Annotated in this window: 19 protein-coding genes and 2 pseudogenes; 14 read left to right on the top strand and 7 right to left on the bottom strand. The window is 42.5% G+C overall.

The window, feature by feature from the left end; translation table 11 throughout:
• Window positions 1-334: 334 nt before the first annotated feature.
• Together GPK58_RS08545 and GPK58_RS08540 are read left to right on the top strand one after the other, a co-directional pair.
• Window positions 335-904 (top strand): NUDIX hydrolase, encoded by a 570-nt coding sequence (locus GPK58_RS08545; protein ID WP_147603911.1) that lies wholly within the window; start codon window positions 335-337, stop codon window positions 902-904.
• A gap of 6 nt (window positions 905-910) precedes the next feature.
• A complete protein-coding gene (locus tag GPK58_RS08540; protein ID WP_015526817.1) occupies window positions 911-1,471 on the top strand; it encodes a flavin reductase family protein in 561 nt (186 codons plus the stop codon).
• A gap of 92 nt (window positions 1,472-1,563) precedes the next feature.
• Here GPK58_RS08540 and GPK58_RS08535 read toward each other — a convergent pair whose 3' ends face one another.
• Window positions 1,564-2,385 carry a Cof-type HAD-IIB family hydrolase gene (locus GPK58_RS08535; protein ID WP_022426120.1) on the bottom strand — a complete coding sequence of 274 codons (822 nt, stop codon included), beginning with the start codon at window positions 2,383-2,385 and terminating at the stop codon, window positions 1,564-1,566.
• Window positions 2,386-2,462: 77 nt separating this feature from the next.
• Between GPK58_RS08535 and GPK58_RS08530 the strand changes: the two genes are divergently transcribed.
• The 4 genes from GPK58_RS08530 to GPK58_RS08515 all read left to right on the top strand — a co-directional run bounded on the left by GPK58_RS08530 (window position 2,463) and on the right by GPK58_RS08515 (window position 5,278).
• Entirely contained in the window at window positions 2,463-2,741 is a 279-nt protein-coding gene (locus GPK58_RS08530; RefSeq protein ID WP_092070922.1) for a hypothetical protein, read from the top strand.
• 191 nt (window positions 2,742-2,932) lie between these two features.
• On the top strand, window positions 2,933-3,076 hold the full coding sequence (locus GPK58_RS08525) for a maltose acetyltransferase domain-containing protein (protein WP_015526815.1): 144 nt from the start codon (window positions 2,933-2,935) through the stop codon (window positions 3,074-3,076).
• Between the two features lie 109 nt (window positions 3,077-3,185).
• Window positions 3,186-4,487 (top strand): [FeFe] hydrogenase H-cluster maturation GTPase HydF, encoded by a 1,302-nt coding sequence (gene hydF / locus GPK58_RS08520; protein WP_215638504.1) that lies wholly within the window; start codon window positions 3,186-3,188, stop codon window positions 4,485-4,487.
• A gap of 98 nt (window positions 4,488-4,585) precedes the next feature.
• Window positions 4,586-5,278 carry a hypothetical protein gene (locus GPK58_RS08515; RefSeq protein ID WP_015526812.1) on the top strand — a complete coding sequence of 231 codons (693 nt, stop codon included), beginning with the start codon at window positions 4,586-4,588 and terminating at the stop codon, window positions 5,276-5,278.
• 199 nt (window positions 5,279-5,477) lie between these two features.
• Here GPK58_RS08515 and GPK58_RS08510 read toward each other — a convergent pair whose 3' ends face one another.
• Window positions 5,478-7,241, bottom strand: coding sequence for an ABC transporter ATP-binding protein (locus tag GPK58_RS08510; protein ID WP_215638503.1), 1,764 nt, complete (start codon window positions 7,239-7,241; stop codon window positions 5,478-5,480).
• Entirely contained in the window at window positions 7,238-9,004 is a 1,767-nt protein-coding gene (locus GPK58_RS08505; protein WP_215638502.1) for an ABC transporter ATP-binding protein, read from the bottom strand. Before GPK58_RS08505 ends, GPK58_RS08510 begins: the two co-directional genes overlap by 4 nt.
• Window positions 9,005-9,324: 320 nt before the next feature.
• Here GPK58_RS08505 and GPK58_RS08500 point away from each other — a divergent pair, with 320 nt between their 5' ends.
• The gene (locus tag GPK58_RS08500; protein ID WP_092070906.1) at window positions 9,325-10,200 is read left to right on the top strand and encodes a LysR family transcriptional regulator; all 876 of its coding nucleotides are present in this window, start codon (window positions 9,325-9,327) and stop codon (window positions 10,198-10,200) included.
• Window positions 10,201-10,231: 31 nt separating this feature from the next.
• Here GPK58_RS08500 and GPK58_RS08495 read toward each other — a convergent pair whose 3' ends face one another.
• Window positions 10,232-12,391 (bottom strand): SulP family inorganic anion transporter, encoded by a 2,160-nt coding sequence (locus GPK58_RS08495; RefSeq protein WP_215638501.1) that lies wholly within the window; start codon window positions 12,389-12,391, stop codon window positions 10,232-10,234.
• A gap of 205 nt (window positions 12,392-12,596) precedes the next feature.
• Between GPK58_RS08495 and mnmA the strand changes: the two genes are divergently transcribed.
• Window positions 12,597-13,685 (top strand): tRNA 2-thiouridine(34) synthase MnmA, encoded by a 1,089-nt coding sequence (gene mnmA, locus GPK58_RS08490; RefSeq protein ID WP_215638500.1) that lies wholly within the window; start codon window positions 12,597-12,599, stop codon window positions 13,683-13,685.
• Window positions 13,686-13,946: 261 nt separating this feature from the next.
• Window positions 13,947-15,254 carry an O-acetylhomoserine aminocarboxypropyltransferase/cysteine synthase family protein gene (locus tag GPK58_RS08485; RefSeq protein ID WP_015526804.1) on the top strand — a complete coding sequence of 436 codons (1,308 nt, stop codon included), beginning with the start codon at window positions 13,947-13,949 and terminating at the stop codon, window positions 15,252-15,254.
• Between the two features lie 177 nt (window positions 15,255-15,431).
• On the opposite strand, the gene GPK58_RS08480 is transcribed toward GPK58_RS08485, so the two are convergent.
• A complete protein-coding gene (locus GPK58_RS08480) occupies window positions 15,432-16,289 on the bottom strand; it encodes a polysaccharide deacetylase family protein (protein ID WP_215638499.1) in 858 nt (285 codons plus the stop codon).
• A 633-nt stretch (window positions 16,290-16,922) separates the two neighbouring features.
• On the opposite strand from GPK58_RS08480, the pseudogene eno reads away from it, so the two are divergent.
• Window positions 16,923-17,408, top strand: a pseudogene (gene eno / locus GPK58_RS08475) (phosphopyruvate hydratase); the annotation flags it as partial.
• Window positions 17,409-17,706: 298 nt separating this feature from the next.
• A complete protein-coding gene (locus GPK58_RS08470; protein ID WP_215638498.1) occupies window positions 17,707-18,492 on the top strand; it encodes a ParA family protein in 786 nt (261 codons plus the stop codon).
• Between the two features lie 188 nt (window positions 18,493-18,680).
• On the opposite strand, the pseudogene GPK58_RS13345 reads toward GPK58_RS08470, so the two are convergent.
• Window positions 18,681-18,926 (bottom strand): annotated as a pseudogene (locus GPK58_RS13345) (transposase); the annotation flags it as partial.
• Window positions 18,927-19,043: 117 nt separating this feature from the next.
• Here GPK58_RS13345 and GPK58_RS08460 point away from each other — a divergent pair.
• A complete protein-coding gene (locus GPK58_RS08460) occupies window positions 19,044-20,366 on the top strand; it encodes an MATE family efflux transporter (protein WP_215638497.1) in 1,323 nt (440 codons plus the stop codon).
• A gap of 8 nt (window positions 20,367-20,374) precedes the next feature.
• Window positions 20,375-21,244: an AraC family transcriptional regulator gene (locus GPK58_RS08455; protein ID WP_215638496.1), complete on the top strand. Its 870-nt coding sequence runs from the start codon at window positions 20,375-20,377 to the stop codon at window positions 21,242-21,244.
• Between the two features lie 128 nt (window positions 21,245-21,372).
• On the opposite strand, the gene GPK58_RS08450 is transcribed toward GPK58_RS08455, so the two are convergent.
• A complete protein-coding gene (locus GPK58_RS08450; RefSeq protein ID WP_215638495.1) occupies window positions 21,373-22,377 on the bottom strand; it encodes a LacI family DNA-binding transcriptional regulator in 1,005 nt (334 codons plus the stop codon).
• Between the two features lie 379 nt (window positions 22,378-22,756).
• Between GPK58_RS08450 and pulA the strand changes: the two genes are divergently transcribed.
• Window positions 22,757-24,694 carry a type I pullulanase gene (pulA, locus tag GPK58_RS08445; protein ID WP_215638494.1) on the top strand — a complete coding sequence of 646 codons (1,938 nt, stop codon included), beginning with the start codon at window positions 22,757-22,759 and terminating at the stop codon, window positions 24,692-24,694.
• Window positions 24,695-24,697: the final 3 nt, after the last annotated feature.

Here is a 24,697-nt window from a genome sequence, read left to right as displayed (position 1 = left end):
TAAACTAATTATACCACAAGCGCCGGGCTTTTCGAAGTCCGGCGTTTTGTGTTGAATATAAAATGAGCTGCCGCACGTTATAATGAAAAAAGCGGAGCAAAGGTCAATTAATAGTTTTGTGTTGAATATAAAATGAGCTGCCGCACGTTAGTGCGACAGCCCCACTTTTTATATGTTTGTATAAATATCCGTTATATATATCGTAATATTTGACCGAATCAAGTAATCCCCTATAGAATGTTTTCTGATAACAGACTGGAAACTATTTCGAAATCATGCTAGAATGAAATTGGTTTGGTTAAGAAAGAATAATTTATGAGAAAGAAGCAGAAAAATGGAATTATTTGATATCATAGATGAAAACGGAAATCCCACTGGAAAGATCGTAGAACGGAGTATTGCTCACGCAGAAGGAATCCCTCATCGTACTGCTCATATCTGGATCATCCGTCGGAGGAATGAAAAAACAGAGATCCTTCTTCAGAAAAGATCCAGAAACAAGGACTCCTTTCCTGGAAAATTTGATACTTCATCTGCAGGTCACATACAGGCGGGAGATGAACCAATGGAATCGGCATTACGGGAACTGGAAGAAGAACTGGGAATCCATGCAGAATCAGCTGATCTGCAGTTTGCAGGAAAATTCCCCATATCTTTTGCCAGAGAATTTCATGGAAAAATATTCCGGGATGAAGAAATCGCTTTTGTTTATATCTACGATCACCCGGTAGAGATCAATCATCTTACACTTCAAAAGGAAGAAGTAGAAGAGGTACAGTGGTTTGATCTGGAAGAAACGTATCAGCAATGCAGTCAGCACAGAGATAAATTCTGTGTTCCGCTGGGAGGTCTGCAGCTTGTACGTCAATTTATAAAAAGTAACGGCAATACAATAAAGGAGTGAAAGATCATGAGAAAAGATTTCGGAGCAAAGCCTTACACTTATCCACAGCCGGTATTAATGATCGCTACATATGGTGAGGATGGAAAACCGGATGTTATGAATGCAGCCTGGGGAGGAATCAGCGATGATAAGGAAATTTCCATCTGTGTCAGTGAAAATCATAAAACAACTGAAAACATCCTGAAAAAAGGCGCTTTTACAGTAAGTATGGCAGATGTGGAGCATATGACAGCCTGCGACTATGTAGGAATTGTTTCCGGAAACAAAGAGCCGGATAAATTTGTAAAAGCCGGATTTACAGCAGAAAAATCTGAAAAAGTAGATGCACCTATTATCAAAGAGCTTCCAATCTGTATAGAATGTAAGCTGAAAAGCTATGACAAAGACACCTGCCGGCTGATCGGTGAGATCGTAAATGTCAGCGTGGATGAGAGCGTTCTGGATGAAAATGGAAACGTAGATGTTGCAAAAGCAGCACCGATCACTTTTGATCCGTTCAACAATGCATATATCCGTCTTGGCGAAAAAGTCGGCGATGCTTTTAAAGCCGGAACGGCACTGAAATAAATAATATCTACTGAAATACAGAAAGTCTCTTTCACAGGTACAGATAAAAAATTATCTTCTGGAAGAGACTTTCTATTTGTTATAAATATTCTTTAATTCAGAACTCCCAATTCTTTAAAGGCCTGAAAAATCCCGTCCTGATCATTACTCTTTGTTACAAAAGAGAAATGTTTTTGCAGCTCAGAAGGTGCATTTCCCATCAAAACTCCACATCCTACTGCCTCCAGCATTTCCAGATCATTATAATTATCTCCGAATGCAATAGTACTGGTAAGAGGGATTTTTCGAAGATCACAAAGATATTTTACAGCTTCCGCTTTGTTTATGCCGCCAGCCATGATCTCCAGAAGAGAATCGGAAGATCTTGCAATAGATAATTCCGGAAAATATTTGCGAAGAAGTGTTTCTGACGGTGACATATATTCAGAATCGCACATACACAGGATTTTATCTACCATAAGCGTATCTGAGAGAGACTGAAGGGATCCCTCTATAGAGGTAGTTTCCACAACCGTTTCTTCATGGATCACATGAGGGTCTGTCCGGTCTTTTACGATCCAGTCTTCTGAGGTAAAAACATTCCAGGTCACGTGAGGACATTTTTTTTCGATCACATCAATGATTTTGGAAGCGTCAGAAATGCTTATTCCTTTTTCGTAAAGGATATTTTGATCTTCATCCAGGATTAGTGCACCACTGAATGCAATGGTACAACAATGGAAATCATTTTTTTTAATAATAGGACGGATGCCGGAAGGGCTTCGTGCTGAAGAAATAGTAAACAGAACGCCCTGATCTGTCAAAGTATGAATGGCGGAACTGGTCAGCGGAGATACCACATGTTCTGAGGTTAGTAAAGTGCCGTCAATATCGCTGAAAACAGCCTGTGGCTTAAATGAAGATAATAGTTTCATATTCGAGATCCTTTCTGTAAAAGATGAGTATAGGTGTTTCTGTATATAAAATAGCACATAAATAACAAAATAAAAATATATCCAGATTTCATTATGACAAAGCTTTTTTTGGAGCCAGTGCAGTAGATGCCTCTTTTGGAGCATCGGCCACTAGAGAGATCGAAGCAGCTGTGAAACGCTGCGTGTATGCCAATGCAGAGGAAAGCTATCTTCTGGCGGACCATACCAAGTTTGGCAAAAAAAATCTCATAAAATATAATGATGTCAGTGAGTACCAGTTGATCTTTACCGATGAAGAATTGGAAACGGAGCAGAAAAATAAAGTGATCCGACAGGGTGGAAGATTTTGTGAATAGCAAAAATACAGAAATCTGTTGACAGAAGATAAATCTGCAGATTATATATAAATATAACAGATTCACGAAAAAACCTCGGATTATTCAGAAAATTCATGCTTGTAGGTGAATATAGGATATGATAACATAAAAAGTATCATTTTTGTAAAAACGCAAAAAAGGAGGTGCTGACATGCGCTCAATGAGAAAAAATGCATACAGGAGAGCTATATCTTCCTAATGATGATGAGATCATCCAGGATCAGATCAAAAAGCTGGATCGACTTTATGATTTCAATATGACACGTCCCACACAGTTGGATAAAAGAAATGCTGAAAGAGATACTACACTATGATATAAGAGTGGAAGGAATGTCCGGCTTTTGAAAAATCAAAAAGAAGCAGGTTGATAGGAACAGGAATGGATGAGGACCTGTCTGATGCTGAAAGAAAAGAGGATAAATTATGGGAATGAATGAAACACCGTCAGCAGACCGTGTACATATCGGTTTTTTTGGCAGAAGAAATGCAGGAAAATCCAGTATCGTAAATAAGGTGACAGGCCAGGAACTGGCTGTGGTATCCGATGTAAAGGGAACTACTACAGATCCGGTAAGTAAGGCCATGGAACTACTTCCTATGGGCCCGGTGGTGATCATAGATACACCAGGTATTGATGATGAAGGACATCTTGGAGAACTTCGCGTCCGCAAGGCGAAACAGGTGTTGAACAGAGTGGATGTAGCAGTTCTTGTAGTAGATGCCACTGTGGGAAAAACCAGTGTGGATGAAGAATTGATCCATATTTTTAAAGAGAAGGAGATTCCATATCTGGTTGTTTATAACAAGGCAGATCTGCTGAAAACAAAAGATGGGAACCGGCTTTCTTCAGATAATAACTTAAACCGGAATACCCATGCGGGTGCGGTCAAAGAGAGTAGTGTCAGCCAGAAACAGGATCATGAAAACCAGAACACAGAGCAATCTATTTATGCCAGCGCCGCCACCGGTCAGAATATCTACGAATTGAAAGAAAAGATCGCTTCGCTGGCAGTAACGGATGAACTGAAATTGCGTCTGGTAGGGGATCTCCTTGAACCATCAGATTTTGCGATTCTTGTAGTTCCCATAGATAAAGCTGCACCAAAAGGGCGTCTGATCCTTCCGCAGCAGCAGACGATCCGTGATGTGCTGGAAGCCGGAGCAGCAGCCATCGTGATCAAAGAGGATGAGCTTTCCAATACACTGGAAACTCTGGGGAAAAAACCAAAGCTTGTGATCACAGACAGCCAGGTCTTTGCCAGAGTCAGTGAAGAAACTCCAGAAGATATCTGGCTTACTTCATTCTCTATTCTGTTTGCCAGATTTAAAGGAAATCTAAATACAGCGGCAGCTGGGGCAGCAGCACTGGACCGGCTGAAAGACGGTGACAAGATCCTGATCTCAGAGGGATGTACCCACCACAGGCAGTGTGATGATATCGGAACAGTCAAGCTTCCACGCTGGATCCGTAATTATACGGGGAAAGAGCTGGAATTTGAGTATTCTTCCGGAAGAGATTTCCCGGAGGATGTGACGAAGTACAGTCTGATCGTGCATTGTGGCGGATGTATGCTTAATGAGAGAGAAATGCGTTACCGTCAGAAATGTGCATTGGATCAGGAGATTCCTATCACCAATTACGGAATTGCCATTGCCTACATGCAGGGAATCCTGAAACGTTGTGTGGAAATGTTCCCGGATGTGAGGAAAGAACTGGATCAGTAATTTTTTTCAGGTGTTTACATTTTTTTCGAAAAATGATATAGTAGCGATTGTTCATTTTATAAATTTGCAAAAGGTGACGATAAGGAGTTGCAGATACAATGATCGATCAGACACTTTCACAGGCCCTGCAGAAAGAAATTCCAATACTTACAGCTCAGATCCGAAGTCTCTATGCAGAATTCGATAAAAAATTTCATCTTAACGGAGCAAAGATCCCTATAACTTTTGGCATGGAGCCGGATCTGCTGGGATCTTATACAAGAGGCAGCTGCCACGAAAAAGAGCATTTCCATTTTTCTCTGCTGTTTATCGGCTATGCGGTAAAAAATCCTCTGAAAAAAGAAGACCGACTGGATCTTTACAAACATGAATATGCCCACTATATGCAGTATAATTTTCACATTCCCTCAGAGTATCAGTGGCAGCACGGAACCCACGGAAGCGCCTGGAAATACTGCTGTTCCCTGACTGGTGCGGCACCAACGCCATATTATAAGGCAGGGGAAGCTCTGATGAAACACAACTATGAGAAAAAACTCCGAAGCCCGATCCATGACCGTACTGTAACGGTGCGGGATACTTACAGAAGAGAGCAGCAGCACAGGAATACTCAGAACAGTATTGTACGCTATGAGATCGGAGAGGATGTCAGTCATCCGAAATTCGGAACCGGAAATATTGAGCATGTAGAGCAGCTTCCGGGTTCTGTAAGGCTTCACATCCGTTTTGGAGAAGAGCTGAAAGTGATCGATCAGAAATGGCTTCTTCGGACAAAATATAAAAAGATCTGAATATAGTTTTATAAAAATAGACATCATCCTGGATATCAAAATAGATATCATATGGAGATGTTTATTTTTTTTATATCATTGATACAGTATAAAAAAATTCTCCGGTACAGAAAATCTGTGTTCCGGAGAATTTTAAGTCAGGCGGATATTTGCGATCCGTATTTAGCCAGTTGCCTGATTCGGTTAAAATCAGCTTATATTATTCAGAAACCTTCACAAACTGGCTGTTATAAAGATTCTGATAGAATCCGCCTTTTGCCATAAGCTCTTCATGGCTTCCCTGCTCGATGATGCTTCCGTCTTTCATGACAAGAATCTCATCTGCATTGCGGATGGTAGAAAGACGGTGTGCAACGATAAAGCTTGTTCGTCCCTGCATCATCCGGTCAAAGGCCTCCTGGATCAGCATTTCTGTTCGGGTATCAATACTGGAGGTTGCCTCGTCAAGGATCAGCATCGGCGGCAGACACAGCATGACACGGGTGATGCAGAGAAGCTGCTTTTGTCCTTGACTTAAGCTGTCTTCATAAAGAATGGTATCCAGGCCATTTGGAAGACGGCGGATAAATTCCCAGCTGTGGGACATTTTAGCTGCCTGGATCACGTCCTCATCAGAAGAATCCGGCTTTCCGATACAGATGTTGTCACGGACAGTTCCATGCTTGATCCAGGTATCCTGGAGAACCATGCCATAGCTTCCGCGGAGGGCATGTCTGGAAATATCGGTGATGGGGGTTCCGTCTACGGAAATACTTCCACCGGTGACGTCATAGAACCGCATCAGCAGGTTGATAAAAGTTGTCTTGCCACAACCGGTAGGGCCTACGATGGCAATACGTCTGCCTGGTTCTGTATGAAGATTAAAATTTTTAATGAGAGGTTTGTCCGCTTCGTAGCGGAAGGAAACATTCTGGATATCCACTGCACCTTTTACATCGACAAGATTTCCGGACGGATCCGGGCTTTCTGGCTCTTCCTCCAGAAGATCAAAGATCCTGGTAGCGCAGGCCAGAGCGTTCTGAAGCTCTGTGATCACGGAGCTGATATCGTTGAAGGGCTTCATATACTGGTTTGCATAAGCCAGCAGTACGGAAAGTCCACCGACAGTCAGATGACCGCCCGGGATCAGAAAGGCACCTGCAAGAGCTACACCTGCGTAAATGATGTTGTTGACACATCGTGTGGACGGGTTGGTGAGGCTGCTGTAAAAAACAGCCTTCTGGCTGGCATCACGGAGTTCTTCATTGATCGCAGCAAAACGTTCGGAAGAACGATTTTCGTAACCAAAGGCCTGAACTACTTTTTGATTTCCGATCATTTCCTCGATCAGTGCAGTCTGACGTCCACGGGCATCACTCTGCGCGCGGAACATCTGGAAGGAATGGGAGGAGATGAATTTCGCCACAAAAAAGCTTACAGGTGTCAGGACAATGATCATCAGAGTAATCCACACATTTTTGGAGAACATGAAGAGCAGGGTTCCGATGATGGTGATGACACCGGAAAACAGCTGTGTAAATCCAAGGAGCATACCATCGGAAAGAATATCCGTATCTGCGATGACACGGCTGATGATATCACCGGTGCTGTGTCCGTCCAGGTAGGACAGAGGAAGCTTCTGGATATGGCGGATGGATCTTGCACGGATATCCTGTACTGTGCGGTAGGTCATACGGTTGTTGATGACACTCATGATCCAGGTGGCAATGCCGGAAAATACGATCATGACAAGAATACGGGAAAGATAGAATCCCATTCTTGTAAAATCAACTTCGTGGGCAGCAACGACCTCATCAATGGCATAACCAAAAAGTACGGGGACATACAGCTGCAAAATTACAGTGACTGCTGCCAGGATCACACTTAATACGAGAAGAAAACGGTATTTTCCAATGAAACGTAGTACCTTGAAAAAGGTTGCCATGCTGTTTTTGCTTTTGGCGGTTGTATCTGTTTTACTCATGCCAGGACCTCCTTTCCAGTCGCTTTTTCATATTTGGTACGCTCTTCCGGGAACTGTGAGAAAAAGATCTCACGGTAGGTTTTACAAGTAGAGATCAGCTCCTGATGGGTTCCTTTTCCGGAAAGCTGACCGTCATCCAGTACCAGGATCAGATCGGCCTGGCGGATGCTGGCGGCTCTCTGGGATACCAGGAAGGTGGTTGTTTTTCCACCAAGCTGGTGAAGGGATTTCCGAAGTGCCGCATCTGTGGCAAAGTCAAGAGCACTGGCACTGTCATCCAAGATCAGGATTTCTGGCTTTTTCACAAGGGCGCGGGCAATGGTAAGTCTCTGACGCTGGCCACCGGAAAGATTCCGGCCGTTCTGTTCCAGACGGAAATCCAGCTGACCGTCCTTTTTCTCTACGATTTCACGAGCCTGAGCGGTGGTAAGTGCTTCCCACATTTCTTCGTCCGTGGCATCTTCACGTCCCCAGCTTAAGTTATCGCGGATGGTTCCCTGGAAAAGTGCTGCTTTTTGAGGAACTACGCCGATTTTTTCCCTGAGTTCCTGCCTGGAATAGGTCTGTACATTCTGACCGTTGAGGGTAATGACTCCGGAGGTTGCGTCGTAGAAACGGGCGATCAGATCCACAAGAGTGGATTTACCGCTTCCGGTACCGCCGATGATTCCGATCGTAGAGCCTTTTTTTGCGGAAAAAGTGATATCAGAAAGGCTAGGTGCGCCGGTTCCTGCATAGGAGAAACTCACATGGTCAAAAGCAACTGCATAGTCACTGCTTTCCAAAGTCGGTAAGGAAGCTTTGTCCGGGTAAGTCATGGTGGAATCGACCTTCAGGATTCCGGCAACGCGATCCGCACAGGCCATGGATTTGTTCAGGGTGATGATCAGGGACGCAAGCTTGATCAGTTCTACGATCATCTGTGCCATATAGTTGTAAAGAGCAACTATTTCACCCTGCTGCATGTTTCCGAGGTTTACCTGTACACCTGCAGTCTGGATCAGGATTACTGTTGCGATATTGATCAGTACATAAGTTGCAGGATTTAAAAGTGCAGAGATTTTTCCGACAAATTCGTTCAGTCTGGTAAGTGCAAGATTGCTTTCGTCAAACTCCGCAACGGCATCAGCTTCACGGCAAAATGCACGGATCACACGGACACCGGTCAGGTTTTCTCTGGTAAGACGGGTGACGGAATCCAGACGTCCCTGTACTTTTTTGAAAAGCGGGATACTTAAAAACATGATCACAAAGACAACCAGGAACAGTACCGGAATGGCAACTGCGAAGATCAGTGCACAGCGTACATTGATGGTAAAAGCCATTACCATAGAGCCTAGAACAATAAACGGGCTTCGAAGAAGAAGACGGAGTCCCATGTTTACTCCGTTCTGTACCTGATTGACATCGTCTGTAAGACGGGTGATCAGCGTGTCAGTGCCAAGGGTGTCCAGCTCCGTATAGGAAAGCTTCTGGATATGGTCAAATACAGCCTGACGCACTTCTGTGGCAAAGCCTACGCTGGCTTTTGCAGCAAAAAACTGTGCAGTAATGCTGACTGCAAGTCCTGCAGCAGCCATCAGTATCAGGATAAAAAACTTCTGAACGATATAGCCGTGGTCATTATTTGCAATTCCCACATCGATGATCTGGGCGATGACGACAGGCACCAGCAGATCAAATACAACTTCCAGAAACTTGAAAAAAGGAGCCAGAACGCTTTCTTTTTTGTAATTTCGAAGATATTTTGCAAGTGTTCGCATTTCTTTTTCTTCCTCCGTTTCCTTATTTTTCTATAATAAACCTCTGTTATTATACTCCTATGGAGATAATACGTATAATATTGTTTTTAATGTATGATAATATAATTTTGCTATTGCCCGGGACGAAAATCTGTGGGATGATAGAAGTATGGTTTTTCGGATAATTGTGGGGGAAAGATATTCATAGTATTTACAAAGTATTGCAGATATAGTATTTCTTAACCGAATTAAGAAAGTGCTCTGTGGGACAGCGAAAAGCAATAAGCAGTAGATGGGTTTTGCCTGTGTTATATACCAGATAAAGAAAGAAGGATTTATATATGGAAATCAGACAGCTGGAATATTTTCATGAGATCGCAGCAACAGGAAGCATCAATGAAGCCGCAAGGAGACTGAACATGTCCCAGCCGCCGCTGAGCTATCAGATCAAGCAGCTGGAAGCAGAGCTGAAGGTGAAGCTTTTTGAGCGGACCAGGGCAGGCGTGACACTGACAGAAGCAGGAAAGCTTCTTTATGACAGGACAGAGAACATTTTGAGCTACGTTCGTTCCACAGAACTGGAAGTATCCAAAGCAGGGAAAAAACAGGTTTTACGTATCGGGATCACGCCAACCACAGTGACCACCATTATGCCTTATATTTCCAGATTTTCTAGGGAAAATTGTGATGTAAACTTTGAGGTAAGGGATGCGATCACCTTTACACTTCTGAATTATCTGATGGATGGGATCATTGATGTTTCGGTAGTGCGTACACCTATCAAGCTGGAAGGTTTAAATTATCTGGAACTGGATGAGGAACCCATGATCGCGGTCCTTCCTCCGGAGATCCCGGAAAATGAGACAAAAAAAGAGGGCATCAGCCTTAAAGAGCTGACTGAATGCCCTCTCATTATTTACCGGCGGTACGAAGAATTTCTGATGAAAGCCTTTGGAGAAAAAAATCTCCAGCCGGATATTTTCTGTGTCTGCGATGATCCCAGAGACGCCATGCTCTGGGTGCAGGAAGGTCTTGCAACCGCCGTTTTTCCAAGATCCATGGAAGATCTCTGTACAGATCTTCCGATCCGCATCATTGAAGAAGAGAAGCTGAAGACCAGGATCCTTCTTGCCTGGAAAAAGGATCGCAGGCCTTCTGCCGTGATGCAGGATTTTATCAATATCTGTGAGAAATATGCAGGAAACCCTGCAATCTGATCATGGACCTGGAAAGGGATGTATGCAGAAATCAGTCTTTGAGATGCTCTTCCTTCCAGTGCTTCCATTTCTGAACAGCTTCCGGATTCTGCTTTTCCAGCCGTTCTTCCAGCTTTTTCCGGCGCTGTTCCAGCCGTTCTAGGACTTCCGGATGCTCGGCAAGGATTTTTTCTTTCAGCTTGCCACGGCGCTTTTCTAGAAGATGAAGGATCAGTTTCCGGTCGGAAGTTAATTCCTCAGGCAGCTCATCCATATGTAATTCAATTCTTCGAAGCAGTTCATCCTCATCCAGAACACCCAGCCCATGCCAGTTATCCAGAAGCTCTTCCAGACCTTCTTCGGAGAGACGTTGGATATCCGGGATCTGATGCAGCTGTTCAATAATGTGATGGACAGATTCTTCGATCTCTTTTACTGCATCATCACCAAAAGCCCAGGCGAACTCTTCCAGGGTATTTTCTTCCTCTGCCGGAAGAAAAGCGATACTGCGGCGCAGAAGCTTTGTCTCGTCTTCCTTTGGAACATCCAGTTCATAAGGGGCTTCGATCCCTGCGTCATGCAGAGCAGCAAGAATGGTACGGCGGACCATACCGTCCTTGATCATATGACCGATGCCGAACTGACGCAGCTGGTCATTGATCTGGGTGGAATGTTCTGTGAGGTAAAAACGGATCCCACGTTTTTTCAGGCTTGCGGAGATGGCATCCAGACGGTCTGCTGCTGTGACATCAATGCTGTTGATAGCACTGGCATCTATGATCACTACCCTGGTGTCCTTTCGGATGCTGTTCTCAATATCTTCCTGAAAAATCTTTATATTTGCAAAAAACAGGTTTTCACTGAAACGGTAGATCACAACGCCCTTAATAGGGTAGGCGAAACGGTTTTTGGACAGATCAAAATAAGCATCTCTTCCAGGGATCATACCACGGAAGGAGCGCGGCGGGTTGGTGGCCTTCAGGATCACAGCTACGAAAGAGAGCAGGATACCAATGATAACCCCATAAATGGTTCCAAGACAGAGCACACTGAAACCGGCAGCCATGAAGATGTAGAATTCTGTACGGCTTACTTTGAAAAGACGTACAGCCAGATGGGTTTCCACCACATCCATCAGAGCAGAGATCACAATGGCTGTCAGTACAGGAACCGGAAGATATCCGATAAAACCGGTGCCGAAAAGAAGAATCAGAGCCATGGTGATCCCGGCAGTGATGGAAACCGCCTGAGATTTTCCACCGTACTGTTCATTGAGGGAGGTGCGGGAGATACTGCCGTTTACTGGGCAGCAGCCTACTGCGGCGGCAGCAATATTTCCGGCGGCACAGGCTAGGATTTCCAGACGGTCGTTCAGCTTATAATCATTGCGGAACGCAAAGGTATTCTCTGCAAGAAGAGTTTCTGCCATAATGACAACAGCAACCATAAGACCGCGGCCTGCCGCCTGGGTCAGATCAACATTTCCGAAATCCGGGATCACCAGGGAGGGAAGCCCATGTTCTACAGACTGCAGGAGGACTACGCCTTTTTCGTCCACATGAAAAACAACGGTGGAAAGAACACCCAGAGCCATAATAACGATAGCCATGGGGAATTTCGGCGCCAGCTTTTTAAATGTGCGGATCAGCACCAGAGCACCAAGCCCCATGAAGAGGGAAAGCCAGCTGATATTTTTGACAGCAGCAAAGATATGCTCTGCCAGTTCCAGGAGCTCTCCGGATCCTGCAGGACTTCCCATAAGTTTCGGGATCTGCATCAGGATGATGGTAACTGCGATACCGCTGATAAAACCGCCCATAACAGGTGTGGAGATAAAGTCCACGATCTTATCAGCGTGGAGCAGAAAGAAGATAAACAGCCACAGACCTGCAAAAAGTGCGATGGCAGGAACATAATCCATGGCAGCTTCTGACTCTGCAGCAATGCCAAGAGTAGACAGTGCACCACCTACAATGGCAGCAGGTGCCGCATCAACTCCGAAGATAAACTGTCTTGAAGTGGAAAATAGAGCAAACAAAAGGATCGGCAGAACAGAACCGTACAGTCCGTATACCGCCGGGATCCCGGAAATCTGGGCATATCCCATGGAAATAGGGATGGAAACAGCTGCTATGATGATGCCGGAGAAAATATCTTTGGGAAGGTATTCCTTCCGATATCCTCGCAGCGTGGAAAACAGGGAAAGCTTCATATAGTCACATCCTTTTCTGAAAAATATTTTCTATTATATACCAAAGAGAGCCTGCAGGAAAGAAGCAAAGCAAAGGTTCCGGGTGAAAAATCGTGGACAAAGAATAACTGCCATATTATAATAAATGCGAAATTGCAGTAACCGTAAGAGAATACATACTGCAAAGCTGAGAAATCATCAATCATCAGGAAAGGTTAAGATATAAATGAAAAAAGCGATCATAGCAATGAGCGGCGGTGTAGACAGCTCCGTGGCAGCTCTTTTGACAAAAGAATCCGGTGACGAGTGCATCGGCGCTACCATGAAACTTTACAACAACGAAGATATCGGTGTCCACAGGGAAAAGACCTGCTGTTCCCTGGACGATGTTGAGGATGCCAGAAGCGTAGCCTATCAGATGGATATGCCTTACTACGTGTTTAATTTTACCGCAGATTTCCATACAGAGGTTATGGACAGGTTTGTAGATGCCTACGAAAACGGCTGCACCCCTAATCCATGTATCGACTGTAACCGATATCTGAAATTTGATAAAATGTTTCACCGCATGCAGGAGATTGGCTACGATTATATTGTAACCGGACATTATGCAAGAGTGGAGTACGATGAGAAACGGGACCGCTACCTTCTGAAAAAAGCAGTGGACGATACAAAGGATCAGTCATACGTTCTCTATATGCTGACCCAGGAACAGCTGGCACATGTAAAGCTTCCGCTTGGAGGTCTCCGGAAGGACCAGGTTCGTGTCATTGCCGAAAAACATGGCTTTATCAATGCCAGAAAGCATGACAGTCAGGATATCTGCTTTGTACCGGACGGCGACTATGCGAAATTTATTGAGAAGTACACAGGTAAAAAAACACCGGAAGGTGATTTTGTAGATAAAGAGGGAAACTATATCGGACGCCATAAGGGAATCATCCATTACACGATCGGCCAGCGCCGCGGCCTTGGCATTCCGGCGGCCAGCCGTCTTTATGTCTGTGAGATCTCTCCGAAGACCAATACGGTAGTTCTCGGGGACAACGCAGATCTTTTCAGTAGTGAACTTGAGGCAGATAGTGTAAATCTGATCTCTGTGGACAGCTTAGCTGAGCCGAAAAGAGTGACTGCCAAGATCCGTTACCGTCACAAAGAGCAGCCTGCCACTGCATGGCAGACACCGGATGGCATCCTTCATGTGAAATTTGATGAACCGCAGAGAGCCATCACAAAAGGCCAGGCTGTAGTGATGTATGACGGAGATGAGGTTGTAGGTGGTGGCGTTATAAATAAAATCTATAGCCAGCCATAAATAAATGTGAGAACCTAAATAGATAAACCCCATTGACATACTAGGAAAAGGGTGATATGATTGCATCATCAAAAAACGGAGCACACAAAACAAGGTGAGCAACGTGATGATCAGGAGGAAATCATGAAGGTTTTACAGAAGTCAACAAGGGTGTTTATCGAAGAAAAGCGAATGTGTTGTTGTCGCTGATAAGCAGATGATCATAAGATAAGCAATTACTATTTTACCGAATATAAGAATAAAAGAAAAGAGGACAAACACATGAGCAAAATTACAAGAGATCAGAGAAAATTCAAATTTGAGACATTACAGCTTCACGTAGGACAGGAACAGCCGGATCCGGTTACAGATGCAAGAGCAGTACCAATCTACCAGACATCTTCCTATGTATTCCGCAACTGCGATCATGCAGCAGCACGTTTCGGACTTGCAGATGCCGGTAACATTTACGGACGTCTTACAAACCCGACAGAGGACGTATTTGAGAAGAGGATCGCAGCACTTGAGGGTGGTTCCGCAGCACTTGCAGTAGCATCCGGTGCAGCAGCTATCACATACACGATCGAGAATCTTGCACAGCAGGGAGATCACATTGTAGCAGCCAAAAATATTTACGGCGGTACAACAAACCTTCTGGAGCATACGCTTCCGGCATACGGAATCACAACAACATTTGTTGATGTATTTAATCTCGAGGAAGTGGAGAATGCGATCCAGGAGAACACAAAAGCTGTTTATATTGAGACTCTTGGAAACCCAAATTCTGATGTTGTAGATATTGAGGCTCTTGCAAAAATTGCTCACAAACATAAAATTCCGCTTGTTGTAGATAATACATTTGCAACACCATACCTCGTAAGACCAATTGAGTACGGCGCAGATATCGTTGTTCATTCCGCAACAAAATTCATCGGTGGCCACGGAACTACTATCGGTGGTGTGATCGTAGAGAGTGGTAAGTTTGACTGGGAGGCATCCGGCAAATTTGCATCTCTTACAGAGCCAAACCCAAGCTATCATGGCGTAAGCTTCACAAAAGCATGCGGACCGGCAGCATTTGTTACAAAGATCCGTGCGATCCTTCTTCGTGACACAGGAGCAACAATTTCTCCGGTGAGCTCCTTTATCTTCCTTCAGGGACTTGAGACACTGTCTCTCCGTGTAGAGCGTCATGTTGAGAACGCACTGAAGGTTGTACAGTATCTGAATGATCATCCGCAGGTAGAGAAGGTTCATCATCCGTCTGTATCCACAGATCCAAGCCAGCAGGAGCTTTATAAGAAATATTTCCCTAACGGCGGCGGTTCCATCTTTACATTCGAGATCAAGGGAGATGCACAGAAGGCAAAGGATTTCATTGATAACCTTGAGCTGTTCTCACTTCTTGCAAACGTTGCAGATGTGAAATCCCTTGTTATCCATCCGGCTACTACAACACACAGCCAGTGCACAGAGGAAGAGCTTCTTGATCAGGGAATCAAGCCAAATACGATCCGTCTTTCCATCGGAACTGAGAATATCGATGATATCATCCAGGATCTTGATGAGGCATTCAAGGCTGTCCAGTAAATAAGACAATTAAATAAGAAGAACACTTTCTGAAATCAATAGCACAGAAAAATCTGCTCCGGAACATATGAGAACATAGTCCCGGGGCAGATTTTTTGTGTGCTTATCTGGAGAATTCAAAAGTGGGAAGATCCGTGTCGATGGCACTGAGGATGCATGGATCATGTGCGATTTTTTTCAGGCGGATTCCGATGCCACAAGTTCTTCTAATGTTCCGAAGGTATATCCCATCTCTTCCCATTTTGTCAGCAGCTCATCCAGAATGGAAGCATTGGTGGAAGAGGTGCTATGCAGCAGCACGATGGCACCCGGATGGATCCGTCCCAGAAGCTTTTCAAAAGCTTCTTCTTTCGAAGGCTGCTTATCCTGATACCAGTCCACATAAGCCAGACTCCAGAAAAAGGTGTGGTATCCCATCTCTTTTGCCATCTCTAAATTTTCCACGCTGTAAATGCCCTGGGGCGGGCGATAAAATTTTGTCATTTCTTTTCCGGTGGCTTCCTTATAAAGAACCTCCACATCCTCAAGCTGCTTCTGAAAGGCTTCCTTTGTGGAGATGCCGGACATATCCGGGTGTGTCATGGTGTGGTTGCCTATGGTATGGCCTGCATCTACGATCTCACGGATCAGTTCCGGTTTTTCACGGATCAGAGTCCCCACAACAAAAAATGTGGCATGTACCTGATGCTTATGTAAGGCATTCAGAATGGCAGGCATATTTCCATTGTCATAGCCTGCGTCAAAGGTAAGATAGATTTTTTTCTCATCGCTATCGGCTGCATACCAGGCATTGTATTTTTTTAATTCTTCCATAGAAGCATTTCCTGTGGGCCGTTTGCCTTCTTCCTGAAAACCGAGCCCCCAGTTTTCATTTTGGAATGTCATAGAAGCAGAAGAGGTCTGGCTGTTTTCGGCAGAATTCGGATGGGATCGTGGGTCGGAAGTAAAATGAGAATAGATCTTTCCTACAAGACTGCCAAGAGCAAAAGCCATGACAAAGAAAAAAATAAGACGGTAGATGTGTTTTTGTTTCATGGGAACCTCAGAGAAAATGGAGTTATTAATATGTTTATGAACACGAAGAAGAAGATATGAAAGCAGAAGATCATGAGATCATGTCTGTGAGACAGAGGTCAAAATAAGCAAAAAATAAGAGTCATCAGCGATTGATTTCTTCTGCCGATGACTCTTTTAATTTTCATTATCCAATGGAATATACCTCTCATTTCTTAGATTTAAAACTTATACGGAATTAAAATTTACGTTCTCGGTGGTCCGTACCTCCTTGTTTTAATTATGATGGAAAATCTTTAAATCTTCTGGTGGACTGTACCTCTCTTTCTTAGATTATGGGAAGTAAGTTATGTTTTCGGTGGGTTCACGCTCCTTTTTGATTTAGTTTTTTGTTTTCCGTTTGTTTTATTTGATGGTTAAACTATAACAGATAAAATAGAAAATGTCAATACTAAATTTAAAAAAATAATAAAGATAAGCATAAAAAGAAAAATAATAAAAATAAAAGAACTGAAAAATCAGACAATATCAAGGCCGGATAAAAGGTATAGACCCAACCCTTTTCGGACAAGCTACCCTCATAAACATAAGAAGAAAATTACAAAGTGCAGGAGATCATAAACAGTATTATTATTTTCAAGGAGGGAAAAACTTATGCTACGTTATCTGCCTGTTCGAAAAGTTCATGCAAGACAGGTCCTTGATTCCAGGGGGAATCCTACAGTGGAAGCGGAAGTGACGGTAGGTGAAGGAATTGTGGGGATTAATGGATACACAGGAAGAGCCATGGTGCCGTCCGGAGCATCCACAGGTAAATTTGAGGCTGTGGAGCTGCGGGACGGAAACCGGGAGGAATATCTGGGCCAGAGTGTGAAAAAAGCAGTGGAAAATATCAATACACGTCTGGCAGATGCTATTATCGGAGAGAATGCCCTGAACCAGGCATGGATCGATCATCTTTTGATCGAAACCGACGGAACGGAGAACAAAAGCAGTGCAGGAGCCAATGCCACGCTGGCAGTATCTCTGGCAGCAGCCCGTGCAGCAGCCGGGGCCCTTCGGCTTCCTCTTTATCAGTATTTGGGCGGCTGTCATACCCTGCAGCTCCCTGTGCCGATGATGAATATTTTAAACGGGGGTGCTTGTGTTATTATAATGACACAAGGCAGAACCCCTTATAATACAAGGGCTCTAGCGATTTAGTCCTAAATAAATTTCGTAACCAATCAACGAATTTATGAAGGAAAGGCCTCTCTTTTATAAATAACACAGTACAGAAGTAATAGAATTTCAGAACTCTGCTGAGATGTATTTACTATACCACGAAAGCGGTGATAATTGAATAAAAATATGTTTTGGACTGAATTAGCTCGCATGAGATTTATATCTCAGCTGTCTGATTCAGTCTTTTTATTTGACAAGAAAGAAGGGAAAGATTATGGCAAAAGTAATTTCTATTGTAAACCCAAAAAGGGGAACGGGAAAATCAGCATGTACAGCTAATTTAGCAGTAGGATTAGCACAAAAGAATATGAAAGTGTTAATCGTTGATGCCGATCCACAGTCTGAGGTATCCGCAGGATTTGGATATCGTGATTGTGATGAAAGTAATGAAACACTTACAGCTCTTATGGATGCAGTAATGAAAGATGAATATATTCCTTCAGACTGTTATATCAGGCATCAGGCAGAAGGAATAGACATTATCTGTTCTAACATTGGACTGGCAGGTACAGAAGTACAGTTGGTAAATGCAATGAGCAGGGAATATGTATTGAAACAGATATTATATGGTATTAAGGATCAATATGATGCAGTCATCATTGATTGTATGCCATCATTGGGAATGATTACGATCAATGCACTGGCTGCATCAGATGAAGTCCTCATTCCGGTTGAAGCGTCCTACCTGCCAATAAAAGGATTGCAGCAGTTATTAAAAACAATCGGTAAGGTCCGTAAGCAGATCAATCCGAAGTTGCAAGTCGGTGGAATTCTGTTTACGATGGTCGATGCTCATACGAATGATGCCAGAAATAATATGGAGCTTCTCAGAAATGTATATGGGAGTCAAATTCATGTCTTTGATAATTATATTCCATTTTCTGTAAGAATGAAGGAAGCAGTCAGAGAAGGACAGAGTATTTTCTCTTATGATCCGAAAGGCAAAGCTACAGAAGCTTATCGGAGAGTGACGGAGGAGGTGCTAGAAGATGCCATCTAAAAAAAGAGCAACGCCCGTTTCCTTACAGCCGATTGATGATGAATCTGGAAAAAATGAAACAGAAGAAGAGAATAATTACTAAAAGCAGGGTGAAAAAGAGTCTGCTTGCAGCAACGACATTTCTTTGCCTGACAACACCTTTGCTTCAGACACAGACTGCTTATGCAGCTGAGAATACAACACCTGCTTTTTGTGGCTTCAAAAGTTGCCAGATACAGGGCTTTCAGGAGTGCTGTATCACTTGGAAATACGCTTCTCTGACGGTTGAGCTTACGGTAGGTAGAATTCAGACTTTCAATTGCATTGGTCGTGTAAATAACCTTTCCGACATCCGGTGAAAACTTGAAAATCGGCGTTATTGCATCCCAGTTATCATACCAGCGTTTCATAGAATTCGGGTATTTTGCGGCCCATTTTTCAGTAACACGATCTAGTACTTTTTAAGATAAAGTAGAAATAGTGCAATTTTCACAGGATATTATACAAGAATTACATAGAAATATATCGTATTATTGATATAATATTCTTGAATTGTATGTGAGGAGAAAACTATGGAAGCTGAAAGAAAAACATTAACACAGTTATCTGTGCCAATATGCTTAGAAACTTTATTTTATATGCTTTCAGGTATGGTCGATACGCTTATGCTATCATCTGTAAGCGACCAGGCTGTAGGAGCAGTGGGAACAGCAAATACATATATAGGTGTTTTTATTATCATGTTCGGCGTAATATCGTCGGGTATGATAGCTGTTATGTCACAAAATATCGGAGCCGGAAGACCGGGGATAGCGTATCAGGCAAGACAACTTGGACTTATATTCAACGCATTGATAGGTATCGTAATGTCTGTCATTCTTGCTACTTTTTCTGGTGGGATACTTCGAATCGTAAGTATTGCTCCGGCTTTGCTTGAGCCGGCTGAAATATATCTTAGAATTGTTGGCGGCGCATGTTTTTTAAATGCACTGATTCCTATTTTCTCCAGTTATTTGAGAGTGTTTGGATATACAAAACATTCTTTGATAGGAACTGTTGTTGGAAATGTTCTCAATATAATACTTAATTCAGTATTCTTATTTGTATTCAACTGGGGTGTAATGGGAGTTGCTGTTGCCACGGTTATTTCAAGAGTTGTAAATCTTATTATTGTAGCAGGTATGGGGGCTGTGCTTATAAAAGCAAAACAGAGTCCTGAGCGAATTGCATCAAGAAAGATATTTGCGCAGATTGTTAAGATTGGTTTTCCTTCTGCGCTTGAAACAGCACTTTACAACATCGCAATGACCTTTATTGTGCGTTTTATGAATCAGATGGATGTGGATGGAATGAATGTTACAGCACGCTCATATGCTGTACAGATTGCAAATTTCTCATATTGTGTGGGAGCTGCCCTTGCTCAGGCAAATGCAATTATGACCGGTTGGAGAATTGGAGCAAAAGAGTTTGAGGAATGTAACAGGGGAACGAGAAAAGCTGCGATATACGGTATCATCACAGCGACCTGTTTTTCCGTGACATTTGCATTGGCAGGACATTTTATCGTGCATATATTTACTGATGATACACAGATGATAAATCTTGTGGTAAAGTTGTTAATAGTAGATGTCTTTCTTGAATTTGGAAGGGTAACAAACCTTGTATATGGTCAGGCATTAAAAACGAGTGGAGACGCACTTTTCCCGGTTATACTAGGTGCAATATTTATGTATTTGTTTGCAGTTGGCGGAACTTATTTTCTCGGAATACACATGGGACTTCTGGCTGTAGGATCATATATTGCTATGTCAGGTGACGAATGTGCGAGAGCTGTGGGAATGGTACTTAGATGGAAGAGTGGAAAATGGAAAAGTAAAGGTCTTATAGAAGTATAGGAGAGATTATGTACTTTGAATTAAAGGAAAATAAACCGCATGGTACAGAGGATGATCCGTTTAGTACATATCATATAAAAAATGAGGGACGATCATTTCAGATACCGGTACATTGGCATGATGAACTGGAAATTATATATGTAAAAAGTGGGTTTTTGACTGTAAGTATATCAGGAGAAAATTATATTGGAACCCCCGGGGATGCTTTTGTAGTGTCGCCGGACAATCTGCATTTCATGGGTTCACAGGCTGGAGAAGTGGATTATTTTACTTTCCTTTTTCCACTTGAATATATCTCTTTTTGCACAGATGACATGTTAGATGATAAATTGCTTACTCCATTAAAAAATGGTCATTTGATGATAAGACCAAGGATTAAGGATGCAGCAAAAGAGTTGTGTGAGCAGTTGGCCGAAATATATATGGCAAAAAATGATGAAAAGAAGTTGGAAATAGCTGTTCAGATAAAGACAAAAATAATTCTTTTACAATTTATTCTTCACATGTGGGAGAATGGATTTATAATCGAAAATGATAAAAGTGGAAGAAATACTGTAGAAAAAGAGATGATTTCATACATACAGCAGAGTTTTACAGGGGAGATATCATTAAAGGAATTTGGGGAACAGTTCCATCTTTCTGAAAAATATGTATCGCAATATTTTAAAAAACATTTTCATATTACGCTTTCAAAATATGTTACATATTTGCGGTTGGAGCATGCAAAACAGTTGTTACAAAATTCGGACATTCCAGTTACAGAGGTTGCAATGCTCAGTGGCTATCAGAATATAAGTTATTTTATCAGAAGCTTCAAAAAAACATACGGAGTGTCTCCGTTAAAATATAGAAAAAATGAGCCGAGTACATGGATTTAGCGGAGTGTGAAAGAAACATAAACGATGTTACAAACAAAAGGTTAGGGAACACCTGAAAGGGAGTTTCCTAACCTTTTGTTGTATAGAGCTGTTATCAGTCTGCTCAATCAATAAATAATCAGGCAATTTTATGCTACAGGAACATTTCCTGTGGATTTCCTTTCAATCAGCTGTGTATGCAATAAAAATGTACTGATTGAAACGCCATTAAGAAGACTGGATAACGCAAAGAATCCACTTTTTCCCAGTTCAATACGATCTTGTCTGATTGTAGTCAGTGGAGGTGATGTATAAGCAGCGATTGGCAGATCATCAAATCCGATAATGCTGACATCATCAGGAACCTGATATCCGAGCTGTTGGCATTGGATAAGAGCTGCATTCGCAAGGGTATCCTGGCTGCAGATGATAGCTGTTGTTCCATTTTCCAGAAAACGAGGTAAATGTTTCTCCATACATTCTGACAGATAATAAGAGCAGCCGGTGGTGGCAGGAGAAGTCTTCAGTCCATGTTGGTGCATGGCACGGAGAAAGGCTGCATGTCGTATCTGGAGAATCTGAGATCCAAGGGAACCGCTGAGATAGGCGATATTCCGGTGTCCGAGTCTGGTAAGATAAGAGACAGCAATTTCCATTCCCTCATCATTATCGATACCTACATAAGCGGTGGCCGGATTTCCAATAATATAGTTATCGAAAAGTACGGCAGGTGTATGGCTGGTTTTAAAGTCACGGATCCATGGATCATTCAGAGAAAAGCCAAGTGCAAATGCGCCCACATAATCATGTTCCAGCATAAAAACATCATAATGTTGGTTGCGTTGCATCTGAACATCAACAGGTACAATTTCAACATCAAAACCGGCCGGTTCAGCCATCTGGCGAAAACCGATCAGAATGTCATAGGCAAAATGATGGGGTTCTTCATACAGGATATTCTCTTTTTCTATTATAATGCAGATTTTCTTTACAGGCTTTTTATAACGCCGCAGTTTAGTATAACCAAGTGCTACAGCAGTTTCTAAAACCTGTTTCCGTAAAGTTTCGCTGATATCAGGTGCATCGTTGAGAGCTTTGGATACAGTACTCTTAGAAATCCCCATTTTATCAGCAATATCTTGGATTGTAGTCATAATTTGCAAACCTTTCATAGAGTAGAAAATAATTCTTCTTTTATTATATACAATAGCATGATAAAAATCAATGAACTATAGGAAAAATAAATGTTTAGCTAAGTTTCGTAAAAGAAAAAAACAAAGAATAATGCACAAAAATAAATACAATAAATTATGCAAAACTAATGAAAAAATAACGATTGAATGGAAAATGATTGACGAAAAAACAAAAAAGACGTATATTTGGTTTAACGAAACAATACGAAATAAAAGGGATGAAAGGAAGAGATATGACGAAAAGAGGACTGGCAGCATTTCTAACAGGAATTCTCTTCTTGTTCATGCAGAGATACTATGTAGATGGCGTATCAGGTGCAGTGAAAGGATAAGGAAGACGATGAAAGATAAAATAGAATTAAAAAAATATTACTCTACAAAAGAATTTCTTGAAAATTATATTTATGAGGGAAATAATCTTGGCGTAGAATGTACAGAAGAAGGAACGACATTCCGTCTGTGGTCACCACAGGCGGAATGCGTTAGTTTAAACCTGTATCAGACAGGGGATGGAGGAAATGCATACGAGCAGATTCCGATGAAAAAAGAAGAAAAAGGTGTGTGGAGTTGGGAGAGCAAAGAAGAACTTCACGGCGTTTATTATGATTATCTGATTACCCGCGATGACGAAGAAGTCCGATCAGCAGACCCATATGCAAAGGCATGCGGAGTTAATGGATTGCGCAGCATGGCAGTGAATCTGAAAAAGACCAATCCAAAAGGTTGGGAAAAAGATCAGGCACCAGAAGAAGGCCCGGAGCGAATTGTCTATGAACTTCATGTAAAAGAATTTTCATGGGATAAAGCAGGTGGGTTTCCGGAGGAATATCGCGGAAAATATAAAGCATTTACATGCAAACATACGACTTTGAACGAGGACGGAATTCATCCGACCGGGTTGGATTATTTAAAGGAACTCGGGGTGACACACATCCAGATTATGCCGATGTATGATTATGGTTCTGTAAATGAAGCGGGGGAGGATACGGAATTCAATTGGGGATATGACCCGGTTAATTACAATGTGCCGGAGGGCTCCTATGCGACAGATGCCAGACATGGAGAGGTGAGAATCAGAGAAATGAAAGAGATGATTCAGGCAATTCATGAAGCTGGTTTTGGTGTGATTATGGATGTGGTTTACAATCATACTTATTCATTGGATTCCTGGTTTCAGAGAACTGTACCTTGGTATTTTTACCGGGTATTTCCAGATGGAACAGTATCTGACGGCTCTGTCTGTGGAAATGATGTGGCAAGTGAAAGAGAGATGTGTGCAAAATACATTCTAAAGTCGGTGCTTTACTGGACAGAGGAATATCATATTGACGGATTCCGCTTTGACCTGATGGGACTTCTGGATGTAGATCTGATGAATCGGATTCGAAGTGAACTGGATCAGAGATACGGAAAAGGAAAGAAGATTATTTACGGAGAACCATGGGCGGCGGATAAGACAGCTGTAGAAGGCAAAAAAAAACTGGCAGCAAAAGAAAATATCGGACTTTTGGATGAAAATATCGGGGCTTTTTGTGACAGCACCCGAGACGGAATCAAAGGTTCTGCACTACGTGCAAAGGAAGCAGGGTTTATAAACGGCGCAGAAGGAAAAGAAGATGAAATGCTTGCAAGTGTGACAGCATGGTGCGCAAATCCTTATCAGGCAGAAGGTTTTGAAAATGTGAAAGCACCTTCGCAGATTGTTACCTATGTATCGGCACACGACAATCATACATTATGGGATAAATTAAAAGAGACAGTTGTAGAGGAAAATGAATGTATGAGGCTGAATAAAATGGCAGCGGCAGTTTATATGACCTGCCAGGGAACATTATTTTTCTTATCAGGAGAAGAATTTGCCCGTACAAAAGATGGACAGGATAATACCTTTAAGGCTCCGATTTCTCTAAATCGTCTCGACTGGGAAAAAACATGGAAAAACAGGGAACTGGTTCATTATTATCAGGGATTGATTGCACTTCGAAAACAGCTCTCTGGACTTTGTGACAAATCAAAAGACAGTTATAAACAAATTACGGATATGTGGAAAGAAAAAGACGTAGTAGGTTTTACTGTGCTCAATGATGAAGCATCAAGATGGAGTCAGGTGAAGATAATTTACAATGCAAAAAAAAGTGTTTATAAAGTGAAACATTTGGATGACGGCTGGGAAATCTTAAGCGATGCAGATGACAGCTGGTGCTGGAAAAAAGGAATCTGTGCAGACAGACAGATAGAAGCTGCACCGCAGAGCGTGTTGATACTTGGACGTAAATAATGA

Origin of the sequence: Blautia sp. MCC270 (genome assembly GCF_018785605.1) — a bacterium.
Lineage (GTDB): Bacteria > Bacillota > Clostridia > Lachnospirales > Lachnospiraceae > Blautia_A > Blautia_A fusiformis.
This window is presented reverse-complemented; position numbering and strand designations above follow the sequence as displayed.

Excerpts from the sequence above, each read along its gene's own strand:
- GPK58_RS08545 (WP_147603911.1), top strand. The coding sequence starts at position 335 with ATGGAATTATTTGATATCATAGATGAAAACGGAAATCCCACTGGAAAG.
- GPK58_RS08540 (WP_015526817.1), top strand. The coding sequence starts at position 911 with ATGAGAAAAGATTTCGGAGCAAAGCCTTACACTTATCCACAGCCGGTA.
- GPK58_RS08535 (WP_022426120.1), bottom strand. The coding sequence starts at position 2,385 with ATGAAACTATTATCTTCATTTAAGCCACAGGCTGTTTTCAGCGATATT.
- GPK58_RS08525 (WP_015526815.1), top strand. The coding sequence starts at position 2,933 with ATGCATACAGGAGAGCTATATCTTCCTAATGATGATGAGATCATCCAG.
- hydF (WP_215638504.1), top strand. The coding sequence starts at position 3,186 with ATGGGAATGAATGAAACACCGTCAGCAGACCGTGTACATATCGGTTTT.
- GPK58_RS08515 (WP_015526812.1), top strand. The coding sequence starts at position 4,586 with ATGATCGATCAGACACTTTCACAGGCCCTGCAGAAAGAAATTCCAATA.
- GPK58_RS08510 (WP_215638503.1), bottom strand. The coding sequence starts at position 7,241 with ATGAGTAAAACAGATACAACCGCCAAAAGCAAAAACAGCATGGCAACC.
- GPK58_RS08505 (WP_215638502.1), bottom strand. The coding sequence starts at position 9,004 with ATGCGAACACTTGCAAAATATCTTCGAAATTACAAAAAAGAAAGCGTT.
- GPK58_RS08500 (WP_092070906.1), top strand. The coding sequence starts at position 9,325 with ATGGAAATCAGACAGCTGGAATATTTTCATGAGATCGCAGCAACAGGA.
- GPK58_RS08495 (WP_215638501.1), bottom strand. The coding sequence starts at position 12,391 with ATGAAGCTTTCCCTGTTTTCCACGCTGCGAGGATATCGGAAGGAATAC.
- mnmA (WP_215638500.1), top strand. The coding sequence starts at position 12,597 with ATGAAAAAAGCGATCATAGCAATGAGCGGCGGTGTAGACAGCTCCGTG.
- GPK58_RS08485 (WP_015526804.1), top strand. The coding sequence starts at position 13,947 with ATGAGCAAAATTACAAGAGATCAGAGAAAATTCAAATTTGAGACATTA.
- GPK58_RS08480 (WP_215638499.1), bottom strand. The coding sequence starts at position 16,289 with ATGAAACAAAAACACATCTACCGTCTTATTTTTTTCTTTGTCATGGCT.
- GPK58_RS08470 (WP_215638498.1), top strand. The coding sequence starts at position 17,707 with ATGGCAAAAGTAATTTCTATTGTAAACCCAAAAAGGGGAACGGGAAAA.
- GPK58_RS08460 (WP_215638497.1), top strand. The coding sequence starts at position 19,044 with ATGGAAGCTGAAAGAAAAACATTAACACAGTTATCTGTGCCAATATGC.
- GPK58_RS08455 (WP_215638496.1), top strand. The coding sequence starts at position 20,375 with ATGTACTTTGAATTAAAGGAAAATAAACCGCATGGTACAGAGGATGAT.
- GPK58_RS08450 (WP_215638495.1), bottom strand. The coding sequence starts at position 22,377 with ATGACTACAATCCAAGATATTGCTGATAAAATGGGGATTTCTAAGAGT.
- pulA (WP_215638494.1), top strand. The coding sequence starts at position 22,757 with ATGAAAGATAAAATAGAATTAAAAAAATATTACTCTACAAAAGAATTT.